Here is a 19044-nt window from a genome sequence, read left to right on the forward strand (position 1 = left end):
GAGGGCACTCTACGGCTTGCTTACCGCTCTGCAATGGCTGTTAAGGCGCAGATGCTCTTCGAATAGACATGTTTATTGCTGCATGATCAATAAACCCATTGACACTAGGGTTTATTACTTTAGCATTTGCTAATATTACTGACAGGGGTATGAATATGAAATTTAACAGCGCCAATCGACCAACACTCTTTTTTATCGCATTTGTAGCCCTGCTCACCCTTGCTGGCTGTGGCAGTTCCGAACAGGAAACCAAGGCAGAAGGTGTGGCGGCTGAAAACTTTGCGCGAGGCAAGGCATTCCTTGAAGAAAACGCAACCAAAGAGGGCGTTATCACACTGCCAAGCGGCATACAGTACAAAGTCATCAGCGATAACCCAGAGGGGAAAATTCCAAAGCTGACAGACAGCGTACATATTCACATTCGTACGTTACTTGTCGATGGCACTGTTATCACCAACACCTACCCATCTGGTAAAGCAGCAGAGATTTACATCAAGAACACGTTAGGAGGCTGGAAAAAGGTATTGACGAAAATGAGTGTTGGCAGCAAATGGATTGCTTATATCCCACCCCACATGGCATTCAGCAGCCGGGGCAGCGAGTATGTTGGTCCGAATGAAACGCTGATCTGCGAGATCGAACTGGTAGATATTATCTGGTAACCAGAACAACTCAGGCAACAACGAAAAAAGCCCGCTATTAAGCGGGCTTTTTTAATACATCTTATATTAAATCAATCAGTCGAGGCGAGTACGCTCTTCCTGCTCCTGAGCAGTTTTGCACTCGATGCAAAGCGTAGTCACCGGACGCGCATGCAGGCGCTTAACACTGATGTCCCCGCCGCACGATTCACACTCACCAAACTCGCCGTCATGAATACGGGTGATCGCCTGATCAATCTTCTTGATCAACTTGCGCTCACGATCCTTGATACGCAGATCGAAATTACGGTCGGTTTCCATAGTGGCCTGATCAGTCGGATCAGGAAAAGCGGTCTGCTCCTGCCCGGTCATGGACTGCACATTGTCGCTCTGCCCGATTTCAAGCTCACCTTTCCACTCAGTCAGTTGCGTTTCAAATTCAGCCAATTGTTTCTTGGTCAGTGCCATTCTAATTCCTCCAGCAAAAGGAAAACTCCAAAGAGGGTTTTCCAAAAGGGCGCGAAAGATAGCTATTCTTTCTAATGGTGTAAATAAAGCCTGCCCATAACTAGATTATAGCAACAATTCCTCTGAATGACGACCTTAAACTGCTGCTCACTACCCTCGTACAATTATGATTCTGACATACTCACCGATTCGACCTATCATGCCGCCATGCCCGTTAACTACAGCACGATCGATACACTGATCATCGGCCAGGGGTTGGCCGGTTCGATACTTGCATGGCAACTGATGAAATCCGGCCAAAAGACCATGGTAATCTCCGATGATGCACCACCATCAGCATCACGTGTGGCTGCAGGGTTGTTCAATCCGGTAACAGGAAAACGGCTGGTACTACAAACGCATGCAGAGACCATTATTCCTGCTGCAAAAGAGCTTTATCGTGAGCTGGAAGCGCACTTCGACCAACGTTTTTTTCATGAGAAATCGATGTTACGGGTTATCAAGGATGCGAAGGAGCACAAATCATTTGAAAAACGGTCGAAAGATCCGGCCTACGCCCAGTATCTGGGCGAGATTTGTGATCCGCCTGCTTCTCTGATCAGTTCAAATGAAGTTTTCGAACAACACAGTACGGGTTACCTTGATACCAACAGGCTGCTCGACTGCTTAAGGGACTATTTTATTGCACAGGAGAGCTATCGGTCAGCCCTGTGCAATTATAATGATCTTACAATAACAGATAAAACCATCTCGTGGAGCGGAATTAAAACCCAGCGGATCATCTTCTGCGAAGGCTTTATGGGCAAAAATAACCCATGGTTTAACTGGCTCCCCTTCCAGCCTGCAAAAGGAGAGATCCTTAGCTTGAGAACCGATCACTCCTTACCTGATCAGATCATCAACGGAGGCAAATGGCTGCTGCCGGTTCATGATGGCAGTTATAAAACAGGCGCTACCTACGACCACGATCTCTCCTCCATAACGCCTAGCGAGGCAGGCAAGGCTGAACTGATTGATGGCATGCAAAAGCTTTTTAGTTCAGCGATCGAATTCGAACTACTGGATCATAAAGCAGGTGTACGCCCCAACACTCTAGATAAGCAGCCCTTTATCGGACTTCATCCCAGGCAGCCAGAAATAGGTATTTTCAACGGCTTCGGCTCCAAAGGTTCGATGCTGATCCCCTACTACAGCAAAGCTTTTGCGATGCATCTGATCGATGGTTCGCCAATACCAGTAGAAGCGGATATCTGCAGGATTCAACATGGCTAGAGTCTCTTTGACCGGTCAGGTGCATAAAAGCCTGCTTGCCCGCATAAAAGATGGTGCAACCTGCATTGATGCCACAGCAGGCAACGGTTTTGACACCCTGTTTCTCGCCTCCCATACTGGAGAGGCGGGCCACACTTACGCTTTCGACATCCAGCAGCAGGCCATCGACAATACAAAAAAACGACTGGCTGAAGCTGACCTTCTGGACCGGGTGACATTAATCCATGCTGGCCATGAATCCATGCTGGAGCATGTACCTGAAACTGATCATGGCAAGGTTGATATCATCGTCTTCAATCTCGGATACCTGCCCAGAACAGATAAGTCCGTAATCACGCATGAGCCCACAACACTGCAGGCGCTTAACAGCTCCCTAAAACTGCTCTCCAGCCGCGGCCACATCTCCATTCTCGCTTACCCCGGTCATCCCGGTGGTCGAGAAGAGGCCGAAGCTGTCAAAACCTGGGCGAAACATCTTCCTGCAACATTTGATGCACGAATTCATGAGCCGGAAAACAGTGGTGGCTCATCTCCAGAGTGGATTGAAATCAACGCTATTGCTAAATGACCATTTCGCATGCCGACTCAACCGATCATTCAGTTTTGAAGCCTGAACTAATAGCTATATCGCCCTCAACGCTTTCTGAATGAACTATTCGCTCTCTTTCAGCCGGTCGTAAAAGAAATTAGTAGCGGCTACAAAACCATCAATACTGCCACAGTCGAAACGCCTGCCATTGAACCGATAGGCGATCACGTTCCCCTGTGACGCCTGTGCCTGAAGTGCATCGGTAATCTGCACTTCACCACCCGCACCCGGCGGAGTGTTCCTTATAATGTCGAAAATGTCGGGCGTGAGGATATAACGCCCGATAATAGCAAGGTTCGATGGCGCATCTTTAGGATCAGGCTTCTCTACCATCGTTTCGACACGAGTATGCCGCTCATCAATTTGCTGCCCACTGACAATACCGTACTTGTTCACCTCCTCATGAGGCACCTCCTCCACGGCAACAACACTGCACTGGTACTTCTCATATACCTTCAGCATCTGCGACATGATCCCCTCCTCTCCGACACAAAGGTCATCGGCAAGAATCACACCAAAGGGGTCATTTCCAATAATGGTGCTTCCGGTAAGAATGGCATCTCCCAGTCCGCGCATATGAACCTGTCGAGTATAGGAGTAGGTACACTCATTAATGAGACCACGGATCGATTCAAGTCGTTCCTCACGACTTGTGCCTTTGAGCTGATCCTCCAGTTCATAGACGATGTCAAAATGATCCTCAATGGCGCGTTTATTTCGACCTGTCACCATGGCGATATCCATCATTCCAGCCTCAGCAGCCTCCTCGACACCATATTGGATCAGAGGTTTGGTCAGGATCGGCAGCATCTCCTTAGGTTGCGCTTTGGTTGCCGGTAAGAACCGTGTACCGTAACCGGCCACGGGGAATAGACATTTCTTAATCATGCATTTCTTCTCCTATACTCATTACTCGCTCAACCAGTAGAATCCGTAGCCCGGAATGGCCAGCTGGTCATTGAAAACCGGTGGGGATTCACCACTGCAGAGGTCCCTGATGTTATCGTGCTTGAAATGGCCCATTCGACGCAGCTGCTCCAGATCGAGATATTGCGGCATGGCATCGAAATTTCCGACCACAACCACGCCCGAGGTGCTATATCGGTGATCGAAATGGGCATAGGCCAGAAGATGGGCATTGCCCAAATCGAGCATTTCGCGGTTGTTGAAATCGGCAAAGGAGGGAATCTCCTTGCGCACAGCAATCAACTTCTTCAATGCCGTGAATATCCGGTACTCAATCGAACCAGGCTGACTTCTGAGCTCCGCCTTCTGCCAATCAATCACCGGACGGTGAATCCATCGACTATCGTTTAGTTTGCTCTCATCCTGCTGGTAATCGTAATTGTTCAATGTACCAAGCTCATCGCCATAGTAGAGCAGTGGAATACCACCGAAGGAAAGGATCATCGCATTAAGCAGCAGGATGATATTAATGGCGCTATCGATGGCATGTTCGTCACCCGACTCCAGTGCGCTCTCCAGCCCGGCTAGTGAAGCGAGCGTCCCTGAGATACGGGCATCCCCAGTCTTTTCATTGGCCGCAAAGGGGCGCCCGCGGGCAGGAGAGTCCTCATATTTGCCGGTAAAGTAGTCAACCAGAAAACGTCGATGCGCTGCCGGTTCGTAACCGGCAAGTCGGATATCGTTATCATCAAATCCCAGTCCGATATCGTCATGACACCGGATATAGTTCAGCCATGTGGCTCGCTCCAGCTTGTCCGGAAGACTCTTGATGCCGCGATAGAGCAGTTCCGCCTTTCTGGTGGCAACCGCATCCCAGAGCAAAGCCATAAACGTGGCGTTGTAGGCGATCTCACACTCTTTGGCATTGATCGCATCTTCACCGAAATATTTGGTAACCTCGACCGGAGCCACAATCGCCTCGGCGATGAATAGCACTCCCGGTGCGGTGACTTGGCAGCAGTCCTTGAGAAGCTGTAGAATTAGATGCGCCTCGCGCTCGTTCTGGCAGGTGCTGCCAATCTTCTTCCAGAGGAAAGCAACCGCATCAAGACGCAGAATATCGGCACCGTGATTGGCCCAGTAGAGAATGATGTCGATCATCTCGATGAGCACGGAAGGGTTACTGTAGTTGAGATCCCACTGATAATCATTAAATGATGTCATCACCCATTTGCCCATCGCCTCATCCCAGGTGAAGCTTCCTGGCGAGGTTTCAGGAAAGATTTCGGGCATCGTTTCCTCGAACATGTCCGGTATGTCGCGATTATCGAAGACGTAGTAGTACTCCTGATAACGTTTCTCACCACTGCGAGCGCGTTTAGCCCATTCATGTTCATCGGAGGTGTGATTAAGCACCACATCAAGGGTAAGAAGCATCTCACGCCTGTGCATCGAACCGGAGAGTGCATCGACATCCTCAAGAGAACCGATCCGTTCATCAATGCGGCGGAAATCACGAACGGCATAACCGCCATCACTCCTGCCCGGTGGGCAGTCAAGCACCGGCATCACATGCACCATATTGATGCCAAGTTCCTGTAAATAATGAAGCCTCTCCTTGAGCCCTTTCAGATCACCGGCAAAGCCATCACTGTAGAGTGCCATACCGACCCACTTCTGACTCAAAAACCAGTTATGATCACTTTCCCGCTCAAGGTCGGTCTCTCTCAGAGCATCAGAGCGAGCGATGTACTGATAGGCCAACGTCTCAACCAGCTTCTGCATCTGCTCCGTGAAATCGGCTCTACCACCATAAAGCTTCTCGAAGAGCGAGTGGATGGCATAAAAATTCGCACCCAGACGCGTATAGAAGTAGCGCATCTTCGGCTGTTTGATGATTTCCGGATCAAGCTTGATAAGAATTTCGTTCAGTAGGGAGTGTGAAACCTGCTCATACATCTTCGTGATCCTTTATGTCCCATTGTCGGATAAATTGTCGATAGAAGCCTCTATCCTGCGAGGTCGCCCCGCGGATGCTGACCACGGCGCTGGCAAATGCCTGAGCACGCTGCATGGTCAGTTCAAGCGGCCACTCAAGCAACTGCCCGGCAAGGAATACGCTACAGAATGCATCCCCTGCCCCAACCGTATCGACGACCTGAGAAGCCTTTTCCGGGACAACCGAACACCCCCTGCCATCAACCGCTGATATCGATGTTGCGCCGTTTTCACCGCCGGTCAAAACAATCTCTCTGGTAACTGCTGCTGAAAGTCGTGCGATTCTCCCGGCCTGATCGGCCTGCTCCGGATAGATCTCAAAGAGTTCATCTTCATTGAGTTTCACCCACTCTGCCCCCTGCACTAGGAAGAGAATATCTTCCCGCTTCCACCAGGGTGAACGCAGATTGATATCGACCATGCGAGCAGCCGTACAATCCTCTTTCAGTTTTTTCAGAGCATTCGCTGAAACTGCATGGCGCAACGCCAACGATCCGTGATAGAGCAGCCATGCGCCATCAAGCTGCGGCACCTTGGATGCATCGATATAATCGTAAGCAACACCATCGACGATCTCGTAAACGGGCTCACCATGATCAAACTGAACCTCGACAGTACCGGTCGGGTGATCGAAATCGACTTGAATACCGCTGCAATCCATACCCCAATCGAGCATGGCATGCTCAACCTTCTGTCCCAATGCATCATCACCGATACTGGAGATCATCAATGGCTTCAGCCCGAAGGCGTGAAGATGCCAGGCAACATTGAATGGCGCACCACCAAGAATAGCCGAGCCGTCGGGGAAATGGTCAAAAAGAACCTCACCGAAGATAAGTGGCCGCATCGCTACATTACTCATACGCACTGCTCTCGATGTCGGCCACCATATCAGGGTGAAAGTGAGCAACACCTTCAAGAATACCGGCACTGTAGTTTCCGTTCATGCCGAGAAAACCACCATGTGCCAGATACAGGGATGATGCTGTTTGGGTAGCCAACCGAACCTCATCGTCAGCGTTGGCCACCAGTACCGATGGTATGGAGCTGAGAAGCACATCAAGGTCGTTACCGCTATCGCCGGCAAAGATCGTCTCGGTCTCACCTATGCGTTCCTGCTGCATTAGAAAGCGGATAGCGTGCAGCTTGTTGGCACTAACAGGCAGTATGTCGATCAAACCAATATTCGCCAGCTCATCAATACTCCAGATAACATTGGCCTGAATCAGTTTTGCTCGCAGACGTAACTGAATCGCTTCAACAATCGAACCCCTGTCGGCTGTTAGGGAAAGGTAGAAACTGAGCTTGTGGACATTCTGCTTCTCAGACTCCTGCAACCTGAGGGCATTGATATCCGACAACATGCCTTGCAGCGCCTGACGATTCTGCCCCTGCCAGTCATCGGCAATCTCATCACTCCACGCCTGCCACACAGACCAGCCGTCAACTCCGGTTCGGTAAATTGTCGAACCGACATCGGCAATGACATAGTCCGGCACAGGCAGTTGATACTGATCAATAGCCTGTTCGATCAGCTGCCTGTGACGTCCTGAGACATAGGCCAGCGAAACCCCTTCATTACCGGCAAAGCGTGAGAAACATAGCCTCGCCCCATCAGATTCAGGTTGATGACCATTGGGGATCAATGTCCGATCCAGATCGGTACAGATGAGAATATTGCTCACGATGATGGCTGCCGATCTTTATTAAAAAAATCGAAATGGTTGATGGCCTCGATAATACCAGCCGCGTAGCTTTTTTCTGAAAAATAGATCCGGTCAGCCTCGGCCAACTCGGAGAGCTCTTCCTCATGACGATTGGCTACCACCACCCCAAGCATATTGCCGCGCATCATATCTTCGTCGGCTCCCGACCCACCTGCCACCAGCAGGTTCTCCAGAGGAATATCAAGCTGTTCTGCGGCCCAGCGCAAGGCATAGCCCTTGGAGGCGCGGTATGGCAGCACATCAAGAAACTGGCCATGCGAGAATATGACGTTCACCGTATGCTCATGCTGGGATAAAAATCGATTGATCTCCTGTACGTCTGGAGCCACGTCCGGGTCGATATAAAAACTGACCTTGAACGGCGTCTGAAACTTTTTCGGCTGCATCTCAAGGCCAGGAATCTCCTGCAGTAGTTCAACAAGGTCTCGCCGATGCCAGCGATGGTTGATATGCCGGTCCCAGACCGCGTCACGGGTGAGATTCGGTGCATAGTAAATTTCCGTACCCAGGCTGGTGATCAATAGATCGGGTTGAGGAATACGGTGCTTTCGCATTACGCTCAGTGCGCTTTCGAGATTGCGCCCAGTGGCAACGCCAAAACTGACCATCTTGCGGTGCTGTTTCAGCATGGCTGTGAATTCAGGAATAGCATCAGGTTCTCCCAGAAGATTCTGATCCAGATCAGTGATAATAGCCGCATTACGATAGAGTATCGGCCTGCGACTGAGCTCCATCCGTTTGACCGGTTCAGTCTGTTCAACCAGCGGTCGAATCACATCAAGATACTTCTCAACATGCGCTTTCCATGAATAGTGATGGGTAACCCCTTTAATGCCGTTTTCTGCATAGCGCTGCCAATCCTTTTCATCCTCCAGAGTTTCAATCAATGCGCCGGCGATCGCTTCTGTGTCGAGAGGATCAACAAGCAGGCCGTTCTCACAGTTACCGATAATATCTATCGGGCCACCATCCTCGGTGGCAACAAGTGGTACGCCACAGGCAGCAGCTTCGATCAGAGTCAGACCGAATGGTTCAGTTAGTGCCGGATTGATAAAAATGCCCTTGGAGAGGGCGGTCAGCCTGTAGAGCAGCGGCACCTCATCAGCTTTATGATGCTTGGGAAAAGCGACCTTGCCATAGAGGTCGTACTGGTCAATGGTCATCAGAATACTGGTTAGCACCTCCTGCGCCCCCGCATCCATATCACTGATATCGTCGCGGTTACCGGCAATAACTACCAGATTAGCCAGCTCTTGAAGTTGTGCTGACTGCCCATATGCCTCGACAAGGGTGGTGATGTTTTTTCGTGGGTCGGGTCTGGAGAGTGCAAGAATGATCGGCTTATCAGTATCAACCAGAAACCGATTAACTTCACTAGCAATAGCACTTTCACGCTCATCGCCGGCGGGAGGAAAGAACTTCTTAAGATCGGTGCCGGGTGGCACAACACGCATCTGATCCGGCTGGTAATAGTCGTAAAGGCCGTACTGCTCCTCAACCTCCTGATTGGTGCTGACCACAATCCTGGAGGCAGCCCCCAATGTCCGCTCTTCGGCATCAATGCGGCGACTCATGTTATAGGTTATCTCAATCTCGTCTCGTGTTGCCCCGCCGGCTAACAGCCGCTTGCGCTTACTGCGTCCCAGAGAGTGCCCCGTATGCACCAACGGAATCCCCAGAAGACTTGAAATCTGTGTGCCCACATGGCCGGCATCGGCATAGTGACTGTGAATAATATGGGGCAGACGTGGTTGCTCCCGCAGGTAGGCCAATGCATTGTCAGCAAAGGTTTCTAGGCTGTCCCATAGTTGCTCTTTAGGAATATATCCTTCTTCGCCGCACTCAATACGGGCAATCTGCGCCTTATCGGAGAGTGCCTCGAACGGCTCTCCGTAATCAGAGCTTAGCTGTGGATCGACCACCTTTCGCGTCAACAGGTCGACACGTTCCACCTCAGACCTCTCAGCCAGCGCCCTTGCCAGCTCAACCACATACTTGGTCTGGCCACCGGTATCGGCATCCCGCCCTAGTTCAAGATCCTCTCCACGAATAAGGCCATGAGGACTGATCAGCACAATATAGAGTTTGGTGAAAGAGGTGTTCATCGGTAATTAGACTCCGTTAACATTGACTTACCGATGAGTGCAACAGAAAGAAGGAACGGAAGGGCGAACTGCCGAAGCGCATCCCTTTCAACAGGCGCTACAATTGAGGAACGGCCTGCTACCTTTGTTTCCAATTTGTTTCCGGTAAGCATTGCTAGAGACAATAACAGTTCAATCAAATATTTCAAATTGACTATCTCATGGTCGGCTAGCCACTTTTGGTGGAAGCAGTCCTTTGGGGCGGGTATCTCTACAACAGTGGTTGCAAGTGAAACTGCCAGCGATCCGCCAGCTCGATTGGCGGCAGTGGCGCGGTGAAGTCGGAGATGCTGGCCACTCCGAGTTGAAGCCCACAGGGACTGATGGCAGCAAACCATTTGGGATCGACATTCACATTCAGAGCCATGCCGTGAAAGGCCACGCCGCGTGTTACACGCACACCGAGCGCTGCAATCTTGCCGCGTTCGGTCCAGACACCGGGAAAGCCGCAGTTGCGTTTTGCTCCGATGCCAAACTCGTTGAGCAGCTGGATGCAGGACTCCTCAAGCAGAGAAACATACTTTTTTACCCCGATCTCCCTACTACGGAGATTGATGATCGGATAGAGCATGATCTGGCCGGGGCCATGAAAGGTCATCTCTCCGCCCCGATCCGTATGCACGACAGGTGCGGGAAGAGCTTCACCCAGACGATTATCGATACCGCGACGCCCAGTGGTATAAACAGGTTCGTGCTCGCAGGCGAAGATGACTTCTTCACCAACACCTCTGGCAACCGCATCAGCGCACGCTGAGAGATCCTGCCAGACAGGTTCATAGGCCCGACGCCCCAGCCACTTGTATGCAAGTCCCCAATCACTCATTTTCGCATACTACAAAGGGCATTTCAGCTGTATATCCATTTCTAGCAATATAATGCTGAGAAGCGAACACCTTCAAACCGTGGTAATCATAGTGTGGGTCACTTCTCTTTGGGGTACAAGCCTGCAATCAGGTCAGCATGGAGTTCTGCAATCTTGCGCCGCTTCAACTTCAAGGTCGGCGTCAGAAGACCTGCATCCTGTGTCCACTCCCCATCAAGAAACGCAAAACGTTTCACCTGCATAAAACTTGAAAGATCATGCTCTTCATTGCGCATCTGAATCAGCATCCAGTGGTGTACCCTTTCATTTTGACGCCAGTTCTCCGGTAACGTTTCATTCATTGTCTTCTGCCAAAGCCTGCGCACACCATCGACATCAGGCACGACCAGCGCCACTACATCGGGTCGGTTATCGGCCACCACCATCGCCTGCAGTATGGCTGGGGATTGTGTCAGGTGCTGCTCGATCACCGCAGGTGGCACATTCTCGCCATTGGAGAGCACCATAATCTCCTTCTTGCGATCGACTATCTTCACATAACCATCGTCATCGATCTCGACAATATCGCCGGTATGCAGCCACCCACCGACATCCAGCACCTCTGCAGTCGCCTCCGGTTTCTTCCAGTAGCCCTGCATCACCATCGGGCCTTTGACCAGAAGCTCACCATCCTCGGCCACTCTGAACTCCACTCTGGGAAGCGCAGGACCCACAGTTTCCGGTTTGATCGCGCCATAACGGTTAACCGAAAGCACTGGTGAGGTTTCAGTCAGCCCGTAGCCCGGCAACACCATGATATCAGCAGCCAGAAGAAAGCGGGCGATATCCGGATGCAGCGCCGCTCCACCGGAGATAAAACCGCGAATATTCCCACCCATCTTTTCGCGCAGCTTGGCATTGACCAGCTTATCGAGAAGGCTCCAGAGCAACGCTTTGCCACCGCTTAGGTCTTCCCCCTGCTGTTTCAGCTCGAAGCGCTCCATTCCAAGCTTCTGCGCAAGATTAAACAGCTTGCGTTTGATCGCTGGCCCTTCTGCCAGCTTGGTCTGTACACCCGTATAGATCTTCTCATAGAGCCGAGGCACTGAGATCATAATCGTCGGTTTCACATCTGGCATATCACGCAGCAGCGTCGTCACAGCTTCGGCATAGGCAATCTCAGAGCCGCAGGCAGTTGGCAGAAAATGGCCAACAGTCCGCTCAAAAGCGTGCGATGTGGGTAGAAAAGAGAGAAAGAGATCCTCCGGGAACACTGCGACACCACCAAGGGCTGCGGAGACATCGGCGAGCAGGTTGTCATGGGTCAGCATCACCCCTTTGGGGAAGCCGGTCGTACCTGAGGTATAAATAAGGGTTGCCAACTGCTTACGATTGGGGCTTGAAGCCTGCAGATGATTATCCCAGTTCTCATCCAGGGCAACCGCACTGATAGAGTTGGATTCACCGTGAAATGGCAGAAGCGGTTTATCCACCCCCTCCAGCTTCTCCAGCTGTGCCCCCTCCTCCACAAATATGGCGGAAACATCGGCATCATTGAAGACGTACTGCACCGCCTCGGGCGGATCGGTAAAATAGGCAGGCACAGTCACTGCTCCCAACCTCAGTATAGCAAAATCGGCGACAAACCACTCCGGGCAGTTGTGGCCAAGAATACCAACCCGGTCGCCCGCTTTTACCCCCTTCGATTCTAGCCATGCGGCGACACGCAGCACTGCATGCTGCACCCTGATCCGGCTCCACTGTTTCCATCTGCCATCGGGCTGGCGAAAACGAAGCATCGGTTTATCGAGCCAGTCAGGGGGTGAGGCGAACAGCAGGTCGGAGAGCGATTGCGCCTTCTCCGCCTGCGCAAGACCTGAACATTTGGGAGCATTGTGATCACCTGAAACCATCAAGCACCTTCAAGTTCACGGGTACCACATACCCCTGCTGCTCTATTTTCTCTTTTAGTTCAGAGCTTTCACGAGCTGCAAAATAACGTAGCAGCCCCCCCCTGAATGGCGGGAAACCGACACCGTAGATAAAGGCCGCATCCAGATGAACCGGATCATCCACCACCCTTTCAGCCAGACAATTCAGTGCCTCGATGAGCATTGGAATCAGGCAGGCATCAATAATATCGCTGTTTTTCATTGGCGAGCCATTGATGCTAATATCAGCGTCGCCCTCATGTTCGACCACCTTCGCAGCCGGAAGGTAGGTGACGAGAGCTGGGTTGAGGCCTCCCTGCTTACCATTCTCATAGACAAAGAAGCCTTTACCCGATTTCTCCCCAAGCAGGCCGTCAACAACCATACGAGCAAACCATTCAGGCATGCTAAAGCGTTCGGAGTGTTCGATCTCCAGCATTTCAGCCAGATGGGCGCCTACGTGGTGGCAGATATCCAGCCCCACCCGATCAGCAAGTTCAATTGCCCCCATCGGCATGCCGAAGTTCTTCAGGGCTCCATCCACATGTTCAGGCTTCTGGCCGGCCTCAACCAGTTTAAGCGCAGCCACCATAAAGGGCATCAGGCATCGGTTAACAAGAAACCCCGGACGGTCTGCTACGATGACCGGGTATTTCCCCCATGAAGCCGCCAGTGCGCAGGTTTTATCAATGGTTTCCTCAGATGTTTTTTCGCCCGCAATCACCTCAACCAAAGGCATCTTCGGTGCCGGATTGAAGAAGTGTAGCCCGGCGATGCGCCCTGCATTGGCGCGTCGGTACTGCATCTCGGAAATAGAGAGTGAGGAGGTATTGGAGAGTAGCAGCGCTTGCTTCGGCACCTCTTTACCCACTGCCATCCAGAGCTTGCGTTTGACCTTGATATCCTCAACTACCGCCTCAATCACCACATCGGCATCGGTAAGGCCACTGGCATCAAGCACCGGACGGATTCGGGATAGTCTCTTCTGATCGATCCTTCCCCTGCGAATTGCAAGTCTGCCAATCCCTTTCATGCCACGCGCCAGAGGTTCTGCCGCCACCTCATGCAGGTCGACACTCATCGTTTTTGATGCCACCCAAGCGATACCCCCACCCATCACACCCGCACCGTACACAGCCGTCTTCTTAAATCCGGCTACCGCTTTACGACCGCGTGATGCTGCCTGCTGTTTTCTCAGGGACTCTCCGAGATGGAATACCCGAATCAGGTTCTTACAGGTCGGCGTAACAGCAAGTTCGCCCAGCGATTCAGCCTCGCGAGCCAATGCCAACCCATCAGACATATCAACAATCTCTTTGAGCAACGCAATCGCAGCAGGAACCGCCGGATAGGCCGACTCCACATCAAGATGTTTGAGGCGGGCATAAGCGCGTTTCTCCACCTGCTGAAAAAACAGCTCCTTTGCAGGCCAGAGCTTCAACCACCACGGGTTGAATTTGCGTACCTTCACCTTGCCTTTGGCGGCCAGATAACGAACCGCTTCATCCAACTGCTCTGGCTGACTATTAAGTGCGGCAAGACCGATCCTGTGTGCCCGTTTCGCATCCACTGCCGAACCGCTGAGGATCATCTCCACCGCCCTCATCCAGCCAACCCGTTTGGGTAGCCGTACACAGCCACCAAATCCCGGATGGATACCGATCTTGATTTCTGGCAGAGCAAGTTGTGTCTTTTTCCCCTCCACAGCCACGATATAGTCACATGCCAGCGCCACCTCTAGGCCACCGCCCATGCAGGCGCCATTGACCAGTGCAATAGAAACCGATGGTAGCACTTCGATGCGACGGCAGAGTGACTGACCACGCTCGGCCAGCCGGGTCGCTTCTGCCCTGTCGGTGACGGCGGCTATGATCTCCAGATCGGCTCCGGCGATGAAACAGCCTTTCAGGCTGCTCTCCAGCACAAGCGTTTTTGGTGGATTCTTCTCCAGTGTGTCGAGATGTTGCTCAAGCTGGGCAATGCAGAACTCATCAAGCACATTGACCGATTTGTCGGTGCGCTCAAAACGGAGCCGCGCCTCATCCTTCTGTTGAATCAGCTTTACGACTTCCATGGTTCGCTCCTGACCAAAATCGCACCGCCCTGCCCACCACCAATGCAGAGCGTGGCAACACCCAATCCACCATCGGCATCCTTTTTCAGCTGCCTGAGCATCGTCAGAATTAGTCTTGCACCGCTCATACCAACCGGATGGCCCAATGCCACCGCACCACCATTGACATTCAGCTGCCCCATATCGGGCACTCCCATCGGCTTGCTTAGCCCCAGTTTTTCAGAAGCAAAGCTCTCCGAGTCCATCGCTTTCAGGCAGGCCAGTACCTGTACGGCAAAGGCTTCATTGATCTCCATGCGGGTCAGGTCGCTGATAGATAGGTTATATTTGGAGAGCAGTTTGTGGGTAGCGTATACCGGCCCCAGCCCCATGCGCTCGGGGTCGCAGCCTGCGTAGGCCCAGTCATGCAGATAGCCCATGATCGGCCATCCCTCCGCCTCTGCTTTTGCACGGCTGGCAAGAATCAGCATCGCCGCCCCATCGGTGATTTGTGAGCTGTTACCTGCGGTCACGGTGCCAAGTGGCCTGTCGAATACGGGTTTAAGTTTTGCCAGTGCCTGCATGCTCTGGTTGCGTATCCCTTCATCGCGATGTATCGAAGCATAGGATGGCGGTGCAAACAGGCGCATCACCTCATCATCGTACCAGCCACTATCCCAGGCTGCAGCAGCCCGCTGATGACTTTGCAGTGCGAACTCATCCTGCTCACGGCGGGAGATGGCGAACTCACGGGCCAACAGCTCTGCGGTCTGCCCCATCCCCATATTGACGGTCGGATCATTCAACCCCTCAAGCAGGGCAATGCGCGGCTTCCATGGTGCACGGGCGATCTCGGCAAATACGGCAAGTTTATGCTGTATGGATTTTGCCTTGGGAAGCTTGGCCATCGCTGCCCTGAATTGATCGTGAAACAGAAGCGGTGCATGCGTCATTGACTCCACGCCACCGGCCAGCACCACATCGGCACGCCCTGACTGAATCTTCTCTGCTGCATCGGTCACCGCCTGCATGCCTGAGGCACAGTTGCGGTGCACGGTATGGGCTGGTGTGGCACGAGGAATACCTGCAGTAAGTGCGATCACACGGGAGATATTGGCCGCATCGGAGGGTTGAATCACATTGCCGATTATAACCTGATCGACATCGTCACTGCGCACCGGAGAACGGGCCAAAACCTCGCGAACCGCCATCGCCCCGAGATCGACTGCACTCAAAAGGTTGAAAGCACCACCGGCTTTACCCATCGGCGTTCGGATGCCGGCAACCACCACCACTTCGGTTGGATTGCCCTGCATCACGCTTCGTTTTGCCATACTATCTCCTGCAAACCATACCCTATGTTTAGCCTACATGGCGTGAACCTGCAAGCAAGGCACGAGCCTATTACTCTGTGAAAATAGTCATGTGAGATGTGATTTAAAACACAGCAGCATTCCTGAATGCCGGCCACTGTCAGCAACATGTATGCAGTCACGGAAAGTGACTTCTATAACCAAGGAGGATGCAAATGAAAAACGTTAATAGTAATAGTATCAGATTTATATCACGTATCTTTACTGTTGCCGCAATTGCAGCACTCACAGTCAGCAATGCCTATGCTAGTGGACATACTGAAAAAGTGGCGATTTGCCACCTTCCTCCAGGAAATCCTGAGAACGTGCAGAACATCGAGATTGGAGAACCCGCTGTCGAAGCGCACCTGGCACATGGTGACATACTAGGTTATTGCCCCCCGAGTGAAGCTTCAACAACTGACACGACTGGAGCAACTGTAAGCAGCACCCCTTCCTTCGTGCCCGTAAAGGTTTATAGCATGCGCTCGATTCAGGGACAGTAGCAACCAAGCCAGATACGCACCATCGGAGCGCACCTCCTAACCGATAGTGCGTTTTCAATTCACACCGGTAGAACTAGGTTAATCAGCCAGAAAGAGCTGCCCATCACCATCGGACCGATGACATTCTGCAGTACGCCAAAAACAAGTAGTGCGATAATGATCATAAAACCATAGGGCTCCAGACGCGAGAGCTGCCAGGCCATTGGCCCAGGCAGTAACCCTACGGCAATGCGGCCTCCATCCAGGGGTGGCAATGGAATAAGATTGAAGATACAGAGCACCATATTGATGATAATCGAGGCCTGACACATCAATGCCAGCGGTTCAATGATCCAGAACAGCGATGTCGGCAGTGTCATTACCAGCGCCAGAAGTGCAGTTGAGAGCAGTGCAAGGATCAGGTTGGTTGCAGGTCCTGCCAACGCCACCCAGATCATGTCCCGCTTGGGGTTGTGAAGCTTGCGGAAATCGATCGGCACTGGCTTGGCATATCCGAACAGAAACGGCGAGCCGAGCAGTACAAGCCCGAGAGGAATCAAAATAGTGCCTACCGGATCAATATGTTTGATCGGATTGAGTGTCAGGCGGCCCATCCAGCGGGCGGTATTATCGCCCAGCTTCTCAGCCACCCAGCCGTGCGCCACCTCATGCAGAATAATGGCCAGCAACACCGGCAGCGCCCAGATACTGATTTTCTGAATGATCCCATCGATATCCATTCTCGTTATCACCTCTTACATTTCGAGCAGGCAGTAGACCAGAAAACAGCGGTAAATTCATCTCCTGATTCATGCGTTTCAGCCCGGCAGAGAATTTTTCGTTATTGCCTATAGTATCCATGCCATGAAAAAAGTGGTTCGCATATTCCTCCTGCTGCTGTTCGTGCTGCTGGCCTGGCTGGCCTGGCTGAAGCCGGCACCTGCACCGGCACCTGCAGCGGCACGCATCCCCATGCCTGCGCAACCGCATAGCGGTGCATTTCAGCCTGAGGGTGTCGAAACAGTGTGGCGGGTGATAACGCGCAGGGTGATATCCCGGGAAGCGGTCAACTCGCTGACAAAACTGCTTAAATCGATGGGCCTGGAGCCGATCACGATTCGCAATCAGGAGGATGTGACCCTGCATGCCTTCGACGATGCCACGCTTTACAAATCAAGTGCAGAGGCATCAACGGCAAGCGCAATCTGGCGCAACCACGGCATTGAAACCACAGTGATTAAAGCAGAAGAAAACACATACCTCATCGGCCTCGGACGCTTCTATCAAACGCACTTTGCTGAAGGGATGCAAGCACGATTGAGGGAGATTGGCAGGGAATTCCGCTATCAGCAGCGTACCGTCCCTATCCCCTCATGGCGCTTTACCTTCCCGCCAATGGAGAAGGGAGAAGCGGATAAATTGTGGAAACAGCTTAACGACAGCGGTGAAATCATGCCGATAGTGATGCCGGAACCCCGCTTTCAGGAGCTATACGGAAAACCTTCCAGCCCCTGATGATTGCCCACCGGGTTTTCTGCTACAAATCAGCTGTTGATGAAAGAGGAGAAGCGGTCGAACAGGTAGTCTGCATCCTGTGGCCCAGGACTCGCCTCAGGATGATACTGCACTGAAAAGATCGGACGCCCCTTCACCCTTAACCCCTCAACAGTACCGTCGAAAAGTGAGCGATGGGTAATCTCAACAGAATCGGGGATATTATCATCGGCCACAGCAAAGCCATGGTTCTGGCTGGTAATCTCGATCTTGCCCGTAGTCTCATCCTTAACCGGATGGTTGCCGCCACGGTGTCCGAATTTCAGTTTGAAGGTAGACATGCCCAGCGCCTGACTCAATAGCTGATGCCCCATGCAGATGCCGAAGATAGGAACATCGGAATCCAGAAGCTTGCGAATCTCCTCAACTGCATAACCAACAGCTGCCGGATCACCAGGTCCGTTGGAGAGAAAAACACCGTCAGGATTCATCGAAAGAATCTCAGTTGCGGTGGTCTGTGCCGGCACAATGGTAACCTTCATGCCACGGTCGGCGAGTTTACGGAAAATGTTGCGTTTGCAGCCAAAATCGAAAGCAACCACATGTTTGTTCGCTTCAGGAGAGGTAAACGCAGCGGCATCCAAGTCGTAGCTTCCGCCCTGCTTCCACTCACCAACCTCATTGCAGCTGACCTGGCCCACGAGGTCACGTCCTTCCAGACCTTGCCAACCATTAGCCATGGCCACTGCATCAGCCTCACTCATGCCGTCGGATGCGACCACACCGTTCTGTGCGCCGTTATCACGCAGGTGCCGAACCAGTGCACGTGTATCAATACCGGAGATACCTACGATGCCCTTGTCAACAAGCCAACTGTTCAGATCGGACTCGGCACGGTAGTTGGAGGTAGTGCGGGAAGGTGCGCGCACAATGCAGCCACGAACAGAGACACCATCGGACTCCATATCTGTATCGTTGACACCGACATTACCGATGTGCGGATAGGTGAAGGTAATAATCTGATCGGTATACGATGGGTCGGTAAGAATCTCCTGATAGCCAGTCAACGAGGTGTTGAAACAGACCTCTCCAACCGTATTACCTGTCGCACCGAATGCTTCGCCGTGAAAAACCCGGCCGTCCGCCAGTGCCAAAATCGCCTTTGCCATCGCTAAAACACCT

17 protein-coding genes are annotated in these 19044 nt (G+C 52.2%); 5 read left to right on the forward strand and 12 right to left on the reverse strand.

Annotation, left to right across the window (positions count from 1 at the left end; translation table 11 throughout):
• Positions 1-155 precede the first annotated feature (155 nt).
• On the forward strand, positions 156-662 hold the full coding sequence (locus Ga0123461_RS08445) for an FKBP-type peptidyl-prolyl cis-trans isomerase (RefSeq protein ID WP_198507039.1): 507 nt from the start codon (positions 156-158) through the stop codon (positions 660-662).
• Positions 663-737: 75 nt separating this feature from the next.
• Here the strand turns inward: Ga0123461_RS08445 and dksA are convergent, their stop codons facing one another.
• The gene (gene dksA, locus Ga0123461_RS08450; protein WP_100277932.1) at positions 738-1109 is read right to left on the reverse strand and encodes an RNA polymerase-binding protein DksA; all 372 of its coding nucleotides are present in this window, start codon (positions 1107-1109) and stop codon (positions 738-740) included.
• A gap of 207 nt (positions 1110-1316) precedes the next feature.
• Here dksA and Ga0123461_RS08455 point away from each other — a divergent pair, with 207 nt between their 5' ends.
• Together Ga0123461_RS08455 and mnmM are read left to right on the forward strand one after the other, a co-directional pair.
• A complete protein-coding gene (locus Ga0123461_RS08455) occupies positions 1317-2381 on the forward strand; it encodes an NAD(P)/FAD-dependent oxidoreductase (protein WP_157819292.1) in 1065 nt (354 codons plus the stop codon).
• Complete coding sequence (gene mnmM, locus Ga0123461_RS08460; protein ID WP_100277934.1) at positions 2374-2949, forward strand: tRNA 5-(aminomethyl)-2-thiouridylate-methyltransferase MnmM; 576 nt, start codon at positions 2374-2376, stop codon at positions 2947-2949. Before Ga0123461_RS08455 ends, mnmM begins: the two co-directional genes overlap by 8 nt.
• Before the next feature lie 84 nt (positions 2950-3033).
• Here mnmM and galU read toward each other — a convergent pair whose 3' ends face one another.
• The 9 genes from galU to Ga0123461_RS08510 all read right to left on the reverse strand — a co-directional run bounded on the left by galU (position 3034) and on the right by Ga0123461_RS08510 (position 15865).
• Positions 3034-3858 carry a UTP--glucose-1-phosphate uridylyltransferase GalU gene (galU, locus tag Ga0123461_RS08465; protein ID WP_100277935.1) on the reverse strand — a complete coding sequence of 275 codons (825 nt, stop codon included), beginning with the start codon at positions 3856-3858 and terminating at the stop codon, positions 3034-3036.
• A 21-nt stretch (positions 3859-3879) separates the two neighbouring features.
• Positions 3880-5835 carry an amylosucrase gene (locus tag Ga0123461_RS08470; protein WP_100277936.1) on the reverse strand — a complete coding sequence of 652 codons (1956 nt, stop codon included), beginning with the start codon at positions 5833-5835 and terminating at the stop codon, positions 3880-3882.
• Positions 5828-6736, reverse strand: a complete 909-nt coding sequence (locus Ga0123461_RS08475) for a PfkB family carbohydrate kinase (RefSeq protein WP_100277937.1) — start codon at positions 6734-6736, stop codon at positions 5828-5830. Before Ga0123461_RS08475 ends, Ga0123461_RS08470 begins: the two co-directional genes overlap by 8 nt.
• On the reverse strand, positions 6729-7559 hold the full coding sequence (locus Ga0123461_RS08480) for an HAD-IIB family hydrolase (protein WP_198507040.1): 831 nt from the start codon (positions 7557-7559) through the stop codon (positions 6729-6731). The genes Ga0123461_RS08475 and Ga0123461_RS08480 overlap by 8 nt, the downstream gene beginning before the upstream one ends.
• Positions 7556-9706: an HAD-IIB family hydrolase gene (locus Ga0123461_RS08485; RefSeq protein ID WP_100277939.1), complete on the reverse strand. Its 2151-nt coding sequence runs from the start codon at positions 9704-9706 to the stop codon at positions 7556-7558. Before Ga0123461_RS08485 ends, Ga0123461_RS08480 begins: the two co-directional genes overlap by 4 nt.
• A 250-nt stretch (positions 9707-9956) precedes the next feature.
• Entirely contained in the window at positions 9957-10568 is a 612-nt protein-coding gene (gene lipB, locus Ga0123461_RS08495; RefSeq protein ID WP_100277941.1) for a lipoyl(octanoyl) transferase LipB, read from the reverse strand.
• A 98-nt stretch (positions 10569-10666) separates the two neighbouring features.
• Entirely contained in the window at positions 10667-12460 is a 1794-nt protein-coding gene (locus tag Ga0123461_RS08500) for an AMP-dependent synthetase/ligase (RefSeq protein WP_100277942.1), read from the reverse strand.
• Positions 12447-14552: a 3-hydroxyacyl-CoA dehydrogenase NAD-binding domain-containing protein gene (locus tag Ga0123461_RS08505; protein ID WP_100277943.1), complete on the reverse strand. Its 2106-nt coding sequence runs from the start codon at positions 14550-14552 to the stop codon at positions 12447-12449. Before Ga0123461_RS08505 ends, Ga0123461_RS08500 begins: the two co-directional genes overlap by 14 nt.
• On the reverse strand, positions 14540-15865 hold the full coding sequence (locus Ga0123461_RS08510; RefSeq protein WP_100277944.1) for a thiolase family protein: 1326 nt from the start codon (positions 15863-15865) through the stop codon (positions 14540-14542). Before Ga0123461_RS08510 ends, Ga0123461_RS08505 begins: the two co-directional genes overlap by 13 nt.
• Before the next feature lie 194 nt (positions 15866-16059).
• Between Ga0123461_RS08510 and Ga0123461_RS08515 the strand changes: the two genes are divergently transcribed.
• Positions 16060-16389 (forward strand): hypothetical protein, encoded by a 330-nt coding sequence (locus Ga0123461_RS08515; protein ID WP_100277945.1) that lies wholly within the window; start codon positions 16060-16062, stop codon positions 16387-16389.
• A gap of 59 nt (positions 16390-16448) precedes the next feature.
• Here Ga0123461_RS08515 and Ga0123461_RS08520 read toward each other — a convergent pair whose 3' ends face one another.
• Positions 16449-17108, reverse strand: a complete 660-nt coding sequence (locus Ga0123461_RS08520) for a site-2 protease family protein (protein ID WP_100277946.1) — start codon at positions 17106-17108, stop codon at positions 16449-16451.
• A 124-nt stretch (positions 17109-17232) separates the two neighbouring features.
• On the opposite strand from Ga0123461_RS08520, the gene Ga0123461_RS08525 reads away from it, so the two are divergent.
• Positions 17233-17883, forward strand: a complete 651-nt coding sequence (locus tag Ga0123461_RS08525) for a hypothetical protein (protein WP_100277947.1) — start codon at positions 17233-17235, stop codon at positions 17881-17883.
• A gap of 29 nt (positions 17884-17912) precedes the next feature.
• Here Ga0123461_RS08525 and carA read toward each other — a convergent pair whose 3' ends face one another.
• Positions 17913-19031, reverse strand: coding sequence for a glutamine-hydrolyzing carbamoyl-phosphate synthase small subunit (carA, locus tag Ga0123461_RS08530; protein ID WP_100277948.1), 1119 nt, complete (start codon positions 19029-19031; stop codon positions 17913-17915).
• Positions 19032-19044: the final 13 nt, after the last annotated feature.

It is taken from the genome of Mariprofundus aestuarium (assembly GCF_002795805.1).
Taxonomy (GTDB): Bacteria; Pseudomonadota; Zetaproteobacteria; order Mariprofundales; family Mariprofundaceae; genus Mariprofundus; species Mariprofundus aestuarium.

What these genes read in the sequence shown, in the direction of transcription:
- Ga0123461_RS08455 (WP_157819292.1), top strand. Translation starts at nt 1,317, where the DNA reads ATGCCCGTTAACTACAGCACGATCGATACACTGATCATCGGCCAGGGG.
- Ga0123461_RS08525 (WP_100277947.1), top strand. Translation starts at nt 17,233, where the DNA reads ATGAAAAAAGTGGTTCGCATATTCCTCCTGCTGCTGTTCGTGCTGCTG.
- Ga0123461_RS08520 (WP_100277946.1), bottom strand. Translation starts at nt 17,108, where the DNA reads ATGGATATCGATGGGATCATTCAGAAAATCAGTATCTGGGCGCTGCCG.
- Ga0123461_RS08475 (WP_100277937.1), bottom strand. Translation starts at nt 6,736, where the DNA reads ATGAGTAATGTAGCGATGCGGCCACTTATCTTCGGTGAGGTTCTTTTT.
- mnmM (WP_100277934.1), top strand. Translation starts at nt 2,374, where the DNA reads ATGGCTAGAGTCTCTTTGACCGGTCAGGTGCATAAAAGCCTGCTTGCC.
- carA (WP_100277948.1), bottom strand. Translation starts at nt 19,031, where the DNA reads ATGGCAAAGGCGATTTTGGCACTGGCGGACGGCCGGGTTTTTCACGGC.
- Ga0123461_RS08445 (WP_198507039.1), top strand. Translation starts at nt 156, where the DNA reads ATGAAATTTAACAGCGCCAATCGACCAACACTCTTTTTTATCGCATTT.
- Ga0123461_RS08470 (WP_100277936.1), bottom strand. Translation starts at nt 5,835, where the DNA reads ATGTATGAGCAGGTTTCACACTCCCTACTGAACGAAATTCTTATCAAG.
- Ga0123461_RS08515 (WP_100277945.1), top strand. Translation starts at nt 16,060, where the DNA reads ATGAAAAACGTTAATAGTAATAGTATCAGATTTATATCACGTATCTTT.
- Ga0123461_RS08505 (WP_100277943.1), bottom strand. Translation starts at nt 14,552, where the DNA reads ATGGAAGTCGTAAAGCTGATTCAACAGAAGGATGAGGCGCGGCTCCGT.
- galU (WP_100277935.1), bottom strand. Translation starts at nt 3,858, where the DNA reads ATGATTAAGAAATGTCTATTCCCCGTGGCCGGTTACGGTACACGGTTC.
- dksA (WP_100277932.1), bottom strand. Translation starts at nt 1,109, where the DNA reads ATGGCACTGACCAAGAAACAATTGGCTGAATTTGAAACGCAACTGACT.
- Ga0123461_RS08510 (WP_100277944.1), bottom strand. Translation starts at nt 15,865, where the DNA reads ATGGCAAAACGAAGCGTGATGCAGGGCAATCCAACCGAAGTGGTGGTG.
- Ga0123461_RS08500 (WP_100277942.1), bottom strand. Translation starts at nt 12,460, where the DNA reads ATGGTTTCAGGTGATCACAATGCTCCCAAATGTTCAGGTCTTGCGCAG.
- Ga0123461_RS08485 (WP_100277939.1), bottom strand. Translation starts at nt 9,706, where the DNA reads ATGAACACCTCTTTCACCAAACTCTATATTGTGCTGATCAGTCCTCAT.
- lipB (WP_100277941.1), bottom strand. Translation starts at nt 10,568, where the DNA reads ATGAGTGATTGGGGACTTGCATACAAGTGGCTGGGGCGTCGGGCCTAT.